Below are 14,650 nucleotides of genomic sequence, written 5' to 3'. Positions count from 1 at the left end.
TATAATCGCCACATCGAGGGCATTTAATTTTTATCCCTCTCTCATTATAGTCAAATAGTCGTCTCTCACAATCTTCACATTCAAATAATTTCACTATATCACTTCCTCAGCCCAGCATACTGGCGACATATCTCTCTGCAGCTACAAGATCATCAATTATATCCGGCTGATTAGATAGATACATCATATATCTACTCTGGGCACTTAGGCCAAACAATAAAACCAAAAAACGCCTCCAGTTCATATAAGGAAGCATCTTAACCAAATCTATTTTATACTCTCTTATAAAATCAGCCTCAATAAGTGCCCAGTGTTCTATTATTTCTACTTCTTTTTTGCCTTCTGCTGGGTCTTCTGATTTCCCTCTTCGTCATCCTTGCCTGCTGATTTATATTGATTAAGAATCCATATAAGTATTTTATTCAGCTGATCAGAAGTAGCTTTGCTGGCTATCTCTTCTAATTCATCCTCATCAAGAAGATTTAACATCAAAACATATATCTCATCCTCAGGGATATTTTTCTCCTTACCATACTTTTTCTTAAGTCTCATTATTTTAACGGGCAATATAGCCGGCATTGAATCTGGCAAGTAATAGGTTTTGTCCTTGAAAGTAAACGACAGCTGAGACTCTTCCTGCTCGGCCTCCATCTCCTCAAAGTATTCGTCAAAATCCATATATTTACTATTATCTTCTGTCATTTATTTTTCCCCTCCTTATGCTTTGGTTGTTGAACCAGACCTGGTCAGATTAGCAGTCCAGGCAGTGTTATCCTGATGGCCTCCACCAGTAGCAAAAGCACTATCTACAGTAACATCAAATGTATACGTTGTTCCACCGGGTGAAGTTATACGAAATGAAACAATACTATCTGCACCGGTTAATTCTCCAACAGCTTCAATTCTTTCCTGACCAGGGTCACGATCACCAGTTGAAGTATCTTCCAGATAATTACCTTCTAAGGTAATAGCCTTTCCACGGGTAGAAATATAACCTTCTTCATCACCGTTACTATCAAAGTCAGTAACATCAGTTCTGTTTGAAGACGGTTCTATAGAAAAGGTATTTAAACCTTTTACTTCCGCAAAAGTATCTGTATCTGTACCATCATCAACCTCAAACTTCCAGTCTTTAGCTGGTATCTTCTTTGATACAGCCATTAATTTCACCTCTATTCCCTATGTTTAGTTAAGTTTCTAATCTCTAAATCAAAATTAATACTGTACTCAAACCTGTTATTCTGGTCCAATCCTAACCGAATAGGACCAGACTGAGCAGCAAAACAACTCACTACCCAGATGCCATTATCAACAAAGGTCCCGTTTGTGAATCCATTTAGTTCATCATATATATCCTGTGCCTTTTGTTTTACCAGCCTAGGGTCCCGGCCACCCCTGATAATAAATTGCACTCCTGGATGATCATAACCATGTTTCGGGTCACCTGAATTTGGTGCACCAGTCATAATGGCCACAGCCTCATCAGGAGAATCAGGCATAAGGTCAATGAATGTATTGCCGGCTATTCCAGCAGGGTCAAATGCAAGTAAGCCCTGGGTATCCAGGTATTGAGCTATTTCAGTATTAATGTCCATGCCATCATCTCCTTATTTCATGGCTTTTTTAATCTTTTTGCCAATATGATTAAGGACGTCTTTTTTAATACTAGCATCCTTAATAACCTTTTCAACCCATTTCCCTTCTCTGCCATCTTGAAAATTATATTCCGGATGCTCATGTAACCGAATAGCATAAGGTGTATCATAACCAGTAGCAGCCTTTAATGCAGAATTATCAACCTTTGTATCTCCAGAACGTTCCAGTGTGCCTTCATCATGAGGTACAATCTTATCCATCTCGTCACGCATGAAATTAATCCCGTCAAAGAGACCTTCTGCCGCTCCTTTTTTCATAGCTGCAGTTACTTCTTTGCCATACCATTTTAATTTCATTTAAGGTACACCTCAATATGAGAAAACTGTCCTAATGGACAGTATGGTATGGCACTGATAACCTCATATTCTTCTGTTGTCCAGTCCCATGTTCCTTTTGAGCCTACTGGAATATCAACATTATCACGTACAACTACAAAAACATTTGCAACAACCTCATTGCCTTCCTTGTCGGTAATCTTCTTCCTTTTCGGTTCAACATAAGCATCTGTAGTGGTAGGGTCATCATATACAGGACCATAGGCGCTATCACCCAATTTAGCCTTAAATACAAATTTCGCATTCATTAAAGCTTTTGGCGGTCGCATCATTTGACATCAATCCCAGCATATAGCAACCCGGCCATAAACAAATGCCTCCTGGCTCTTGGGGCCAGTTTGGAAAAATTGCCTTGATTACTATTACCTGAAATAGAAAATGAACCAATTGAAAAATTATGCGGCATATTAGAAATATCCACTTCTTCACTGTTAGACAACCAGTATTCTATCTGAGCACAGGTAGCCTTTTTTGCTGCTTCCATATGATTGGCATTATCTGTATCTATTTTTCCTCTAGTGGTTTCATCTATTAATTCCTCTGCTCTGGATATTAGTCTATCGATATCAGAAGGCAGTGAAGTTATTCCAGTATAATCAGTTACGTCTTGACTTGTAGCATAAGCCATTTACATCACTCTACTTTCAGTGCTGTTATCAATTCATCCTTTTTCATATCATAGTAGCCTTCAATGTCCTTATCTTTTGCCAGTTCTCTCAATTCCTTGACGGTCATGTCGTCAAGGTTGGTCCCTGCCTTTTCCTCAACAATCTCATAGCCTAGTGCTTTATAGTGAGCACTATAAGCGCGCTCTGACACGCGCCTATAATGTCCGCCTTTTTTAATGTATAGCATTATTATCGGGCCTCCTTATATAGTCATATTCAGATTACGCCTGAGATTCGGTATGCAGATATATACCGTCAACCTTATTATTTGGAACAAAAAGGTCGTGGTATAATCTGTAATCAAACTTCCAGGCGTTTGCAGATTGGTTAGTCATTGGGTCAAAAATACGAGGTAATGCTGTCTTTGTTACTGGAGCTACTGCAGTAGGATGCACTATCATGAAATTGATATTATATCCAGCAGAAGCCTTAGCATACCCGCCAGCCTCCTGACCAGATGTAGAACCATCGTTCAGGTCAATAGCAGAATAGAATCTAGTTTGAGGCACTTTAACAATGCTCATACCATCATACTGGCTAACCCTCCTATCCAGTCCATTAGGAGCAGTAATCTGCACATTCCTCACATACTGGTCAGACTGTTTGATATTTTTCAGCCCAGTTGAGGTGATGAACAATATTCTTCCTTCCTCAGGAACTTCTGCATCATCCATAGCGACCATAGCAGCGTCAATAGCTTCTACAGTATCAGAATCGGTTAAGTCAGCATTATCCCCCAGAGCTGCTAAGTCTGCCATTGTCGCAAACCTGTAAGCGTCAATTTCAGGAGCAACGTATATCCTGATAAATTCCCCAGATACCTTTCCGAAGGCAATACCAACAGTCTCCTCATTATCCATTGCATCAACCTGGAAGGAACGACCCCTATCCTGTGTCAGGGTATGAGCTTCCCATTCCAGCGTTACGTCTCCGGACACATACCCATCAGCCCTGCTGTAATCCCCTAGCCCCTGCAAAGCAATCTTAGGAATCAAAACAGTACCAGCCTGTTGTGTTCCCCGGACCATATCATTTGGAGTATCAAGAATAGAAGTTTTGGCCTCCATCTTGTATTTTGCATCAAGCAAAGGTAAATATTTTTTTGCTAAAGCTATAGTATTAGCCATATTTTATACACATCCTTATTAATTAATTTTATTCGGGTAATCCCATGGCTCTTTTCGTTGCAGCCATATCGTCACCACCGCCACCTCCTCCACCTTTAAACTCTTCTCCTCCACCAGGAGTAGCATCTTCGGCGAATAGGTAGCCTTTATTTTCTTTCATATTCTCCATCAATTCATCCATGCCAGTGACATTGCCATCTTCGCCAATTTCAAGAGCTGATGTATCAGCAATTTTCAGGAAATCATCAATAGCCTCTTTCCTGACTCCATTGTTTACTGCAGCTAATTTTAGTTCATATTCTTTCTTGATATTAGCCTTATTTTCTGTTGCCTGTGTTTCCAACTCCTGAATCTTAGTCTCATATTCCTGGACCTTATCAGGGTCAACCATGCCTTTCATCTGCTCTTTAAGGTCAGTAATCTCCTGTTCATGCAGTTTTGCCTCTCTGGCAAATCTCTTATCAATTAACTTATTAACTTCTTCTTGCGTGAACAGGTTCTCTTTACCAGATTTAACTCCATTATCCCAGACATTTTTTATTTTTCCTTTGAGCTCGTCCGTTAGCTCAAAACCTTCAATACCAGTCAATAATTCTATTAACTTATCCAATACAAACATCTCCTTTATCCCGTTTTAAGCCTGTCGGCTCCCCATGCAGCTTTTAACGTCCTCAGTATGTTTTGGACAATATCAGCAAATAAGATTATTATAATGTGAATGTCTTTTATGATACAATCAATATGAGGTGATTCAATTGAAAGACCCATATCTACCAGGTATCCCTGAGAAATATCAAAAGGGATACTTATATAAGGTCCTTCTGTCTGTAACAGTCGAAATTAATGGCCAAATCAGTGAAATCAAGAAGGCAAAGAAAAAGCCCAGCGCTATATATCTGGGCCCAATCTGTAGTATGCGGTTTGCTTATGAACAAGGTAGTCAAAACAAAAGTTTTGATATAAGACAGGCCCCTAAGAAATACTTAGGTCTGCCAGTTCATTATCATTGTGAAAAGATTACTGGTGTTTATGTAGAAGCAAAATAAAAAGCACTTACTGTTTTTATCCCAGTAAATGCTCATCAATTAGAGATATGCTCCTTTAGAATGCCCTTTTTATCTTCTACTACCTTCCATCGACCACCTTTTGAACTGCCATCAATTGGTCTAGGATTTTTAATTGGATATAAGTAATCTTCTTTTGAATCGTCAACAACCCTTATATATTTTCCTTCTATTCCTAAACAATCATAGATATTCTGATCCGTTAAAGAATCCACTCCAAAGCTCTCTCCTACATATTTTATTTTCCCTATGGATTCTTTTTCTATATATTTATCATTTTCAGAATCAAATACTTCTACTTTCATTTCTTTTCACCTCTGTGCTTAAGCTTTATTTCATATTGTTTACCATCAAATTCAAACCAGTGTACATCAAATATGAATTTTGCAGATTCTATTTTTCCTACTTTCTTACTCCAATCCTCTGGTTCACCGCCATATTTTTCTGCTAATTTATTAGCTACTCTCAATTTAGTATTACTTCTGTTACCTGCAATTATTTTAACATCGTTTATAATTGTATTATTAGGAATAAATGAATCTTCATCCCTCCAGGAATAATTAAGTTTACTCTGCAAATGAGTGTTTTGACCTTTTCTATTATTATACTTTAATTTCCTATTTTTTTCAAGTGTAATTTGTTCTCTTTCATACTTCCTTCTAAGTCCATGCTTATCTACCAGCTCTCTCTGCCTTGCCTGCCATTCTCTAATCTTAGCGTTAGCCTTTTTCTCTTCCTTCTCGGTTAATGCAGCTGCTTTCCGGCGTTTCCACTTCCTAATCTGCCTTTCGTTATAACGCTGTTTTTGCCTAACCTCATAACCCTCTGAATCAGCATGAGCATTTTTATTACCAACATCACGTGTTAATCCTCTAATGTATAAATTATAAGTATGCCTGCAGTTGGAATGAAATAGACCGGCTTTCTGGGCCTCAGCAAGTGAGGGATATTTCTTGCTTTTTCCTGAAAGGCTTAATATCCTTCTCTCCCATGGGCGACATAATTCACACTCTTCCCCATGGTCAGAAACAATGACCAGGTCCCGCCCATTCTCCTGTATTCTACTAGCATGACCTTCTAATGCTGCCCTACCAGTTGCTGAGCGTGTAGCCATTTCAGCATAAGTATCAAGTTTCCAATACCGGCCAGCCTCGTCCTTAAACCCTGTAATACCCCTGTTAGCAAGCTTATCTATTACTCTTTGAGCAGCTTGCCTCCTCGTTTCAGTTCCGGTAATAACCCTACTACTAGCCTCTGCTACAGCTTGTCTATATACATCATCAGCCTGTCTAAGTATACGGAAATGAGTAGAATTAAGTTTATTCACTGTCTCAGTAGCCAATGCTTCAACTGCTCGTTGGTTAATTGAACCAAAGGTACCCTGAATATTTACTTTAAACCCGGCCTCTTTCAAATCGGTCTCTGCAACTCTCTGACCCATCTTATAGGCCTGTTCTATAGTATCTTCTATATCGGGATTGACATTTTTCAGGTACTCTATTACATCCTCATTAATCTCACCTTTTAGGGACCTGAGTTCCCTCAATTTTTCCTGTGCCCATTGTGGTGCATCTGGATTACCTTTTTTCAATCTTTTGGCTATAGCCTCAATAGTCCTTAACTCTGCATTAGCATATATACGCCTTATTTCCTCTGCAATTAACTGTTCGCCATCATAAGGGGATATTGGCATCTATACCACCTTCAAAACAAGGAAAATCATCAATAAATGTAATGTATTATCAACAATAACTATCTTCCAAAATGTTGGGTTCGGCATTATCTTAAATCTCTTCAAATACCATTTCACAAAGTTAGTTCTATCTAATATGAAATGTGATAAGAACAGCATACAAAAGAAAATTAATCTATATTCACCAATAAACAAAAATACCGATATCGTCCATATCAAGCAATGAACAATACATGGTATCAATCCAGCCAAACCGCTCTTTTTTTTATTTATAGCCATCCAGTCAGATTGGAATAAATAATCACCAATCATATGACCCAAGATTATATTCAAAGTATCACCTCCTATATTCTAATTTCTGGCGGTTCTACATCCATGCCCTGTTCTTTCATTATTTGCGTTACTTCTGCCTTAATTTGTTTTTCAGTCCAGTCTGGGTGCAGCATTCTAACTTTTGTGTCAGTAGTTAGTGCTGCAGCTCTATCAAGTTTTTCAATGCTGTCTGACTTTTCAAGTGGATCAGTCTGTATGCTATCCTGCAATATAACTTGCGGCCTATAAGGCTTAATTCCACTATTGAAATGTATCTTATCTATCTGGAGCAAGATATATAAAATATCCTCCATGCCATTCTGCAAATACCGGGCTTTTTTATTGCGTGTCTTAAAACTCTTTCCTTCCCTAGCTTTCACTTCTGTGGCAGTCTGTATCTGACCGCCTTCTGTATTCATGCCAAAAGAAGCAGGAGAATATCCAGCATTATTATATATTTGTGTAAGTAGCTCATAAGCGGTCTTTTGATGTTCTTCTGCTCTTATTTCAAATTGACTCAATGTGATGCCCTGATTACTGTTTTCCGGGTCAACTGGCCCCATATTCATGCTTTCATATATTTCTCTATCCAGGTCAAAGTTGAATTTTCCGGTTTCCTGGTCTAATTCAAGCATATAATCGGGTACTATGATTCTGCCCTTTGCCAGCTTAACATCCCTTAGCCAGCTAGTGTATACTTCATCTAAGGCGTCCATTAGCCCCTCAATGCCTGATAGGTCACTTTGCCCCAAGTCGCTATCTCTCCATAACCGGTTAGGTTTTTTGTTCGGGATGTAACGACATGCTAGCCCTTTCAATCCAGTCTGTACCTGCTCTTCCGTGTCTGCGGTTGCTGGATGATAGGATAATTCCACCTGTTGGCCTAAATCACCAGTTTTTCCTTTCCAAAGTTGATTAACGATAACTCCCGGTCTATGTATTTCTAGATGTCTTATAACCTTATCATAACTCCCGATATCAATTATCTTATGGAAGATTACTTCAGTAAGAAATCCCCATTTGAATGCAGGGATGGCATTGTCCGCATGAGCTACACTAATAACAGGAAAAGGCTTAAACTTAGGATTCCAGTTAACCTTGGCATAGAAACCACCTAACGGACTAGCTGTTTCGGCTCCTTCTAACATTCTGCTATATAGGTCTATTTCATCTATAATCTCATCTAGCCTATCTTGAGTTTTCTTTGCCCCTTCCTTTGCAGTTTTCTCATGGGCTTCCGGAATCTTGATATCAGGAGGCTCACTCAAGAGCAAATCAGCTGATACCCCAGCAATATCACCAGCAACTGGTACATGTAACATAGTCTTTCTTTGGTTCTGAATATCTTTTGCCCAGAACTGACCTATTGAATCATGTATACTATTATAGCCAGTATTATAATCAATTGTGTTATATGTTCCTTTTGTTGCTGCAATTCTACTTGCATATACATCCAGCAATTCTGCTGGATCACCTGAATACCATGCAGCCCATTCAGCATATTTGTCATATATTCGATTCCAATTATCTTTATCTGGCGGCCAGGGTTTTATAGCCATTAGTTATCACCTCTCTGGCGTTACATAGTTAGCCTTAATCATTCTATCAATTACATCTAGTTGAATTTCACTGGACAATCTATGATGTTCTCCAAAATTACAATTAAGATGTCCAGTTATAATATCTTCATTTTTCAGTTTTCCTGCAAATGCTATAGAAGTTAATTCTCCAGATTCTGCTTTTTCAAGCATGTCCTCTAAAGCTCCAACCATCCTATTTGCATCTAGCCTAATAACTTTCCCCATCATGCAGCCTCCTTCATATTCATAACAAACTCAAATATCTTAAGAATTCCATTAATTATATATCTCAACCCATCTAGACCATGGTCATGTTCTTTTATTGGTTCATCTTTACCACGTTCCTGAGCCTTTTCATCCCAGGAATAAGACTGGAATTCCTCAATTGTCCCCTCGCATCTTTCGTGTATAAATAAATTAAGAGCCCCCAGTAAACTGGAAACCCTTCTAATTCCATCTTTCACATCATTATTAGCCTTGGCAACCCTCTTGAAAGCTGGGAACTCTTTCCTATGCTGAAATAATTCTGTTATAAAACTTGCAGCACTTGGATCAATGAATATCCACTTAGGCATAACATTATGCTTATTTATAAACTTCTGTAGCTCAATCCTAAGCTGAACATCAGTCTTACTCTTACCCTTTGTTTTTCTTCCCCAGCGCCATTCATCTATGATATATAGCTTATTGTCTGTTCCCAGTCCTATAAGCAAGAATACTGTATCATTTGCGGTACCATAGTCAACGCCTATCCAGTGCTGTTTCATATCCGGCAGCTTGGATACTATATGAACATCACAGTCAAACATATCATATACCAAGCCTTCTGCTAATACCCAGAGGCCAAGAATATTCCTTTGATACCATACTCCTTCATGCATCCTTTTATATCTTTTCTTGATGTCCTCTGATAGAGTTAAGTTATCATCTAAAGTAAAATGCATATGAAGTATTTTCTTCATATCAGCCTTATCAATATAGTCTTTTTTGAGAAAATGGTAAGGTCCTTCAGGATTACAGTTCCACCAGTGCCTACTACCTTCTATTGAACATCTATCTATCAACGTCTTAACAAAGTTTTCAGGGAATAACTCTACCTGGTCAGCAAGACTACCTGCAGCTGTTAACCCAGTTAATACATCTTTAGAACTCACATTATTAGCACCAAATAGATAATAATTATTTAGTCCTATTTCTAGCCTGGGTTCTTCAGTTGTTCTAACATGATGATACGGAATACCCTTAGCAGTAAGCATCTGTTTCAATGGATTCAGTACGTTCCTGGTCAATGCTCCCATTGACTTCCCAGATAATATGAAGTTTTCTCCTTCAAAATTAGCCAGTGACCAGTCAACAAATCCGTTAGACATAGCAACTGTTTTACCAGCACGAATTGAGCCATCAGCAATTACTATATCTTTATCAACATGCGGGCTTGGTTCCATCCACCAGGTCATTAACTGTTTTTGCTTTTTAGAAAAAGGCTTAAATTTGAATGATGATACTTCCCTCTTATTCCTCATCATCCCACACTTCTTCCGCTGTCTGACTAAGAGCATTAATATAATTAGTGATATCAATATTAACAGGACCCTGACCGCTTTCTATCTGATGTTTAAGTTTCAATAGTTTTTCTTTCCTGCTTTGCACCCTGGTTAATGCATTTTCAATATCCTGAATCTGGCCTAATGTTGCCCTCTGTTTTTCTTCGTTAACATCTATCGGGCCTTCTGGGCCATAACCCTTCCTTTTTTGTTTCTCAACTATTGTAAAATCTGCACCCCTCAATAAAGATATCCGCATCATCATACGACGAATACGGATATCGGTTAATCTTATCTCATTGTCAAGTTGTTCAATCACATCAGTTTTAATCTGGCTGTATAGCTCCTGCTCCTTATCATCCAAAGTATCCATCCAGATAGTTTCATGTTCGCCTGTTTTTACAGCGTTTTTATTCTTTTTCATTTTATCTGGTGGTGGTCCAGTTGATTTACCCCCATGTAGCTTGCATCTTCCAGTTCCTACGTGGCCAGTGCCCCATCCTGCCCTTTGAAGGCAAAATCCATACTTATTATTATCATGTTTAGCACCACAAACCAGATAACTTTTTTCAGGATGTTTTCTATTTAATTTATCACCTTCATGGACTTTGTTTTTGGATTTGGGCACCATCACCACCTCTTTTGTATAAATAAAAAGAGCAGTTAAATAACTGCTCTAGCGATAATTCTTTGGATTATCTATTTTTACCTTTATCTTGTCTTTTCCTGGAATAATTACAACTTGGTTTCCCATAAACTTAATTTCTTCTATAATATCTGTTTTATGTATAATTGTTATATTATGTTTATCTCGATATTCAATTAATTTATTATACAAATCATGAGAAACTCCAATAACAATAATGTCATCATATCTTCGTCTTTTTTCTTCAGCTTCATAAACCTTTTCTCTAATTCTATTAAATAATTCTTTCATATATTTCTCTCCTTTCTTACATATATATTTCTTTATCATTATTTTCTTTCCTGCATATTAAGCTCTCTATTTTATTTGTAAATCATTATCTCTTAATACTTGATATAATACTTTCCCAAAACTTTCTACATTTTCTTCAAAGTCTTCATGATTACTATCTCCAATAAATACATCAATAGCTAAGCTACTCTATTATTCTGCCCCCTGGTTGCCATCAGGGGGCAATTTATTTTGAAGGAGGATTCACAGATTCACATCTACTTCTATTAATGACAGTATAACACACATTTTAAGCTCATGTGTTCGTAAATCGTTCGCAGATAGTTCGCAATGTGAATTTTTTTAATTTTTTTCTAAATATCCTATAATCCTTGCTGCTTTTTTTACAGCTGGGTCTTTTTTTTCATAATACTTAGTTTTCTTAACTGGAGATTCAGGATGAGTATATACATCAACATCATTAATTATTTCACCGGTCATATATTTATGTTTCATGATAAATTGCTCTATTGAATCCAGACCCTTAAAAGCTAATTCTACATTTTTAACTAATTTTATTTTTTCTATATACTCATAGAAATTATCCTCCACAGCCTCTAATACAGCTGTAGAAGTAGGGTCAAATTGATTTGATGTTTGGACACGTTCTTTAGAATAATCTATCCCCATACCTCTATCAGCAAGGGCAGCTACTACCCAGGAAGGGATATTATTAGCGGTCTTCTCTATGTATTCACATCTTTGTTTATATTCTCGGTAGTTCACAAAATCGTGGACTACTTTGTTATAATAATCATTACTCATAGTGCTACACCCCTGCGTTCTTCCATGAGATATTTAATTTCCTTGAATTCTGGTAGTTCATCAACCTCTACAGAAAACATCAATAATAATGTCTCATATATAACCGGCTGATTATATCTAATTATTTCAGCTATTATCACCTTCCTCACTCCTTTATCTTCATATATTTTTCCTGGTTCCCGGTTCATTCCACAACCTGCTTAATTGATACTTTCCAGCTGGTATCCGAAATTCTTTCCTTCTTGCACACCAACAGTCTATTAATATATCACCATTTTCATATACTTCCTTAACCGTTGCTCCTCTGACTTTTCCATCCGGGCGACAGGTTACCTGGCTGCCAACCTGAACGGTATCAAATAGGCTAGCTTGCTTCACGCTTTCTACTCCTTTCACTATGCTTACAATCATCACAAAGCCATTTCCCGCCTCCCAGTAACACACGCCTGTTATATTCAAAGCACCAAGGTACTGGAATTGACATCTGCTTATGCCCAAACTTACCTAATCGACAATGAGTCTGATTAGACCGACACCAAAGGCAATATTCATATCCTTCAGTGACATTCAACGTACATCCTGGTGTTTTGCATTGATGGTCCATTATTCCTCCTCTTTATACTTACATACCTCAAACCAACTCCTGGATAAACTCTTTTTCACTATCTACTTCCAATTGAATAGTTTTGTCCTTCAATAAATTTATTAACTCATCTCGGTCTAATTTTCTATTCTTTCGTCCTGGATGCATATATAAGACTTTCACATGATATTTCTTTTCCCATTCATGTATAGACTTACGGTCTGAATTCCCCCCCCCGCATATTTTCATCCCTCCTCAAATATCTCTTCCAAAAAATCAATAGCCTCATCAGCACCTCTGCAAACTTTCGTAAGCCAGCCCTTTTCTTCTAATGTTTTCAGCCAGGCTTTTTGTTCTGGTGTAGTCTGGCCACCTTCTTTGCGCTTTAACTCAATTACAATGCCGCAATATAGAGGCATTCCATTTTTATCTCTCACTGGCTCACATATAAAATTATCAGGAACACCTTTTTTAACACCAAGTCTTGCCCTTTTTGCTAAATATTGAACTTTGAATTTCCCCTCATTTGGCACATGAAACCAAGTATAATTATTCCAGTCTAAATACTCAGCTAATTTCTCCTGTTCAACTTCTTCAAGCGGACAATATACTTTTTTGCTGCCTGATTTTTTCCTGTATTTCTTGGGTAAGCTAGTCCAGTTTAATCCTCTACTCATAATAATCAACTTCCCTATCAATTAAGATGGAACATAAAACATATCAAGTATTTCCTGGTACCAATCCTCATTGTCTAATTCTTCTGATTTATGATTGGCGATACATTTTCCTTTACTATCATAAATCATAAAACTACCGTTAAAAGTGTTATAAGCTATTCTTCTGTCTTTGTTAGTTAAGTAAATATAATCGCTACCTTTTTTATGAAAATCTGTGGTATCAATTCTATATCCATTCTTTTTAGCATTTTCACCCACATCTTCTAATTTTCTTTTACCTTTAAATTTTTCCAAGCTAATCTTCCTCCTTCATATGAAATTCTTTAAAACTAATATCATTAATTATCCAACCATTTTGTAAATCTTCATTCAAACAATATCTAACAGTTTCCATATCAGATTCATTATCATCAACATCGGTTTCTATATCGATTAAAACTTTAGCTTTTATCTTTCTACTCATATTCTCACCTCAAAGCTTTCTTTAATATTTCAACACAATCCGGGCAGTAGTCTGCCCCATCTATATGAGTAGCACATTCTTTGCATATTTTCTTATCACATGTAACTACTCCGTTAGATAGCACACCTGGCCCTCCTAAATCAATAGCTCGAATCTCCCCTTTAACCTTGTCACATAATAGTGTTGATTCCTTTCCACAAAAATGACATCTATTTTCTGGTAATTTAATTACTTTTTCATTATTCAATTCACTCACCCACCTTTAACCATGGTATTTTATATAGCTCATTCTTCCATCCTCTCATTACACATGATGTGAAAAAATCATCTAATGATATATTGCACATATATGAGGTAATTGGTTTTTCTTTCTTTGACTTAAATATTTCTAGTGCTTCCCTAATCAATTCTGTCTTACTAATATCTATAGCCTGGTTATAATTTTCCCTCACAGCATAATACATCGCTTTATTAATAGTCTCTTTTTCACTTTCACTAAGACAATCTGCAAATAATGCCATCTGCTCCATAATCAAGCCCCCTTATATATAACTGGCTTTACATGATATTTCCTGCAGAACTCTTCATCCCCGATAGTATGTATCTCGGGATGATGTTCTTCATAGCATAGTGGCAATTTTCTTTTCTCAGAATCATCAACCTTCTTCCTATTATGCCCCATCCCTATAGTATCAACGTGATGTGGGTCCCCAGAATAAGGCCTCCCACATATGCAGCAAACCTTCTTCTCCAGACAAAGCCTGATATAATCCTCAATATTTTCAAATGCATCACGTGGATGGTCAGTAAGGTCCACACCATTCTCAAAACAAAAACAAATCAGAAACTCAATAAAATCACTGGCCAGCTCTTTACGACAGTCAGATAGCGAAAACATTTCATGTTCAGTTACTCTAACAAACTCTAATTTCATCTGCTGTTTCAGGCTCTCTACTCCCTGGCCAGTATAATCATCGATATCTCTCAAAATTGCATATATCTTCTTTCTCTGGTCAGGAGATATTTGGTCTAGCTCCTTCTGTCTCTTTGCAGCATCTATTTCAAAACTCACCTGCAGAGGCATATTCTCGAAGTTATACAGATTCTTAAGCACGTCCCTCTTGTGTTCATCATCTATTTCCAGTGTAATTTTCATTCCTTTTTTCAATGTCCTGGTCGTATCTATCTGGCAAGGAAATTGCATAAT

29 protein-coding genes are annotated in these 14,650 nt (G+C 37.4%); 1 reads left to right on the top strand and 28 read right to left on the bottom strand.

Features of this window, described 5'->3' with window-relative positions:
• Positions 1-106: 106 nt before the first annotated feature.
• The 10 genes from D7D81_RS12090 to D7D81_RS12045 form a co-directional block, all read right to left on the bottom strand.
• A complete protein-coding gene (locus tag D7D81_RS12090; RefSeq protein WP_286169643.1) occupies positions 107-244 on the bottom strand; it encodes a hypothetical protein in 138 nt (45 codons plus the stop codon).
• A gap of 80 nt (positions 245-324) precedes the next feature.
• Positions 325-702, bottom strand: coding sequence for a hypothetical protein (locus D7D81_RS12085; RefSeq protein ID WP_125990333.1), 378 nt, complete (start codon positions 700-702; stop codon positions 325-327).
• Positions 703-717: 15 nt separating this feature from the next.
• Positions 718-1,161, bottom strand: coding sequence for a phage tail tube protein (locus D7D81_RS12080; RefSeq protein WP_125990331.1), 444 nt, complete (start codon positions 1,159-1,161; stop codon positions 718-720).
• An 11-nt stretch (positions 1,162-1,172) separates the two neighbouring features.
• Entirely contained in the window at positions 1,173-1,595 is a 423-nt protein-coding gene (locus tag D7D81_RS12075; protein WP_125990329.1) for a minor capsid protein, read from the bottom strand.
• A gap of 12 nt (positions 1,596-1,607) precedes the next feature.
• Entirely contained in the window at positions 1,608-1,952 is a 345-nt protein-coding gene (locus tag D7D81_RS12070; RefSeq protein ID WP_125990327.1) for a hypothetical protein, read from the bottom strand.
• Complete coding sequence (locus tag D7D81_RS12065; protein WP_205739205.1) at positions 1,949-2,263, bottom strand: hypothetical protein; 315 nt, start codon at positions 2,261-2,263, stop codon at positions 1,949-1,951. Before D7D81_RS12065 ends, D7D81_RS12070 begins: the two co-directional genes overlap by 4 nt.
• Positions 2,260-2,619, bottom strand: coding sequence for a head-tail connector protein (locus tag D7D81_RS12060; RefSeq protein ID WP_125990324.1), 360 nt, complete (start codon positions 2,617-2,619; stop codon positions 2,260-2,262). Before D7D81_RS12060 ends, D7D81_RS12065 begins: the two co-directional genes overlap by 4 nt.
• Positions 2,620-2,624: 5 nt before the next feature.
• Complete coding sequence (locus D7D81_RS12055; protein ID WP_286169642.1) at positions 2,625-2,810, bottom strand: Rho termination factor N-terminal domain-containing protein; 186 nt, start codon at positions 2,808-2,810, stop codon at positions 2,625-2,627.
• A 70-nt stretch (positions 2,811-2,880) separates the two neighbouring features.
• The gene (locus D7D81_RS12050) at positions 2,881-3,786 is read right to left on the bottom strand and encodes a hypothetical protein (protein WP_125990320.1); all 906 of its coding nucleotides are present in this window, start codon (positions 3,784-3,786) and stop codon (positions 2,881-2,883) included.
• A gap of 28 nt (positions 3,787-3,814) precedes the next feature.
• A complete protein-coding gene (locus D7D81_RS12045) occupies positions 3,815-4,396 on the bottom strand; it encodes a phage scaffolding protein (protein WP_164522241.1) in 582 nt (193 codons plus the stop codon).
• 145 nt (positions 4,397-4,541) lie between these two features.
• Between D7D81_RS12045 and D7D81_RS12040 the strand changes: the two genes are divergently transcribed.
• Positions 4,542-4,832 carry a hypothetical protein gene (locus D7D81_RS12040; RefSeq protein ID WP_125990316.1) on the top strand — a complete coding sequence of 97 codons (291 nt, stop codon included), beginning with the start codon at positions 4,542-4,544 and terminating at the stop codon, positions 4,830-4,832.
• A gap of 35 nt (positions 4,833-4,867) precedes the next feature.
• Here D7D81_RS12040 and D7D81_RS12035 read toward each other — a convergent pair whose 3' ends face one another.
• The 18 genes from D7D81_RS12035 to D7D81_RS11955 all read right to left on the bottom strand — a co-directional run bounded on the left by D7D81_RS12035 (position 4,868) and on the right by D7D81_RS11955 (position 14,647).
• Entirely contained in the window at positions 4,868-5,155 is a 288-nt protein-coding gene (locus D7D81_RS12035) for a hypothetical protein (RefSeq protein WP_125990314.1), read from the bottom strand.
• The gene (locus D7D81_RS12030; protein WP_125990313.1) at positions 5,152-6,543 is read right to left on the bottom strand and encodes a phage minor capsid protein; all 1,392 of its coding nucleotides are present in this window, start codon (positions 6,541-6,543) and stop codon (positions 5,152-5,154) included. The genes D7D81_RS12035 and D7D81_RS12030 overlap by 4 nt, the downstream gene beginning before the upstream one ends.
• Entirely contained in the window at positions 6,544-6,876 is a 333-nt protein-coding gene (locus D7D81_RS12025; RefSeq protein ID WP_125990311.1) for a DUF3307 domain-containing protein, read from the bottom strand.
• Positions 6,877-6,887: 11 nt separating this feature from the next.
• Positions 6,888-8,414 carry a phage portal protein gene (locus D7D81_RS12020; protein ID WP_125990309.1) on the bottom strand — a complete coding sequence of 509 codons (1,527 nt, stop codon included), beginning with the start codon at positions 8,412-8,414 and terminating at the stop codon, positions 6,888-6,890.
• A 6-nt stretch (positions 8,415-8,420) separates the two neighbouring features.
• Positions 8,421-8,663: a hypothetical protein gene (locus D7D81_RS12015; protein WP_125990307.1), complete on the bottom strand. Its 243-nt coding sequence runs from the start codon at positions 8,661-8,663 to the stop codon at positions 8,421-8,423.
• Positions 8,660-9,961, bottom strand: coding sequence for a PBSX family phage terminase large subunit (locus tag D7D81_RS12010; protein ID WP_205739204.1), 1,302 nt, complete (start codon positions 9,959-9,961; stop codon positions 8,660-8,662). Before D7D81_RS12010 ends, D7D81_RS12015 begins: the two co-directional genes overlap by 4 nt.
• Positions 9,948-10,610, bottom strand: a complete 663-nt coding sequence (locus D7D81_RS12005) for a hypothetical protein (protein WP_125990305.1) — start codon at positions 10,608-10,610, stop codon at positions 9,948-9,950. The genes D7D81_RS12010 and D7D81_RS12005 overlap by 14 nt, the downstream gene beginning before the upstream one ends.
• A 45-nt stretch (positions 10,611-10,655) precedes the next feature.
• Positions 10,656-10,916: a hypothetical protein gene (locus D7D81_RS12000; RefSeq protein ID WP_125990303.1), complete on the bottom strand. Its 261-nt coding sequence runs from the start codon at positions 10,914-10,916 to the stop codon at positions 10,656-10,658.
• Positions 10,917-11,258: 342 nt separating this feature from the next.
• The gene (locus tag D7D81_RS11995; protein WP_125990301.1) at positions 11,259-11,720 is read right to left on the bottom strand and encodes a hypothetical protein; all 462 of its coding nucleotides are present in this window, start codon (positions 11,718-11,720) and stop codon (positions 11,259-11,261) included.
• Positions 11,717-11,908 (bottom strand): hypothetical protein, encoded by a 192-nt coding sequence (locus D7D81_RS11990; RefSeq protein WP_125990299.1) that lies wholly within the window; start codon positions 11,906-11,908, stop codon positions 11,717-11,719. The genes D7D81_RS11995 and D7D81_RS11990 overlap by 4 nt, the downstream gene beginning before the upstream one ends.
• The gene (locus tag D7D81_RS11985) at positions 11,880-12,098 is read right to left on the bottom strand and encodes a hypothetical protein (protein ID WP_164522239.1); all 219 of its coding nucleotides are present in this window, start codon (positions 12,096-12,098) and stop codon (positions 11,880-11,882) included. Before D7D81_RS11985 ends, D7D81_RS11990 begins: the two co-directional genes overlap by 29 nt.
• Before the next feature lie 253 nt (positions 12,099-12,351).
• Positions 12,352-12,552: a hypothetical protein gene (locus D7D81_RS11980; RefSeq protein ID WP_125990296.1), complete on the bottom strand. Its 201-nt coding sequence runs from the start codon at positions 12,550-12,552 to the stop codon at positions 12,352-12,354.
• Complete coding sequence (locus D7D81_RS11975) at positions 12,549-12,980, bottom strand: VRR-NUC domain-containing protein (protein WP_125990294.1); 432 nt, start codon at positions 12,978-12,980, stop codon at positions 12,549-12,551. Before D7D81_RS11975 ends, D7D81_RS11980 begins: the two co-directional genes overlap by 4 nt.
• Positions 12,981-13,001: 21 nt before the next feature.
• The gene (locus D7D81_RS11970) at positions 13,002-13,274 is read right to left on the bottom strand and encodes a hypothetical protein (protein ID WP_125990292.1); all 273 of its coding nucleotides are present in this window, start codon (positions 13,272-13,274) and stop codon (positions 13,002-13,004) included.
• A 1-nt stretch (position 13,275) separates the two neighbouring features.
• On the bottom strand, positions 13,276-13,443 hold the full coding sequence (locus D7D81_RS19565; RefSeq protein ID WP_164522238.1) for a hypothetical protein: 168 nt from the start codon (positions 13,441-13,443) through the stop codon (positions 13,276-13,278).
• A gap of 4 nt (positions 13,444-13,447) precedes the next feature.
• Positions 13,448-13,690: a hypothetical protein gene (locus tag D7D81_RS11965; protein WP_125990290.1), complete on the bottom strand. Its 243-nt coding sequence runs from the start codon at positions 13,688-13,690 to the stop codon at positions 13,448-13,450.
• A gap of 1 nt (position 13,691) precedes the next feature.
• Entirely contained in the window at positions 13,692-13,973 is a 282-nt protein-coding gene (locus D7D81_RS11960) for a hypothetical protein (RefSeq protein WP_125990288.1), read from the bottom strand.
• 2 nt (positions 13,974-13,975) lie between these two features.
• Entirely contained in the window at positions 13,976-14,647 is a 672-nt protein-coding gene (locus D7D81_RS11955) for a putative HNHc nuclease (protein ID WP_125990286.1), read from the bottom strand.
• Positions 14,648-14,650: the final 3 nt, after the last annotated feature.

Origin of the sequence: Halocella sp. SP3-1 (genome assembly GCF_003953885.1) — a bacterium.
Classification (GTDB): Bacteria; Bacillota; Halanaerobiia; order Halanaerobiales; family DTU029; genus Iocasia; species Iocasia fonsfrigidae.
The sequence above is the reverse complement of the archived record's forward strand: the minus strand, read 5'-3'. Positions and strand labels throughout refer to the sequence as shown.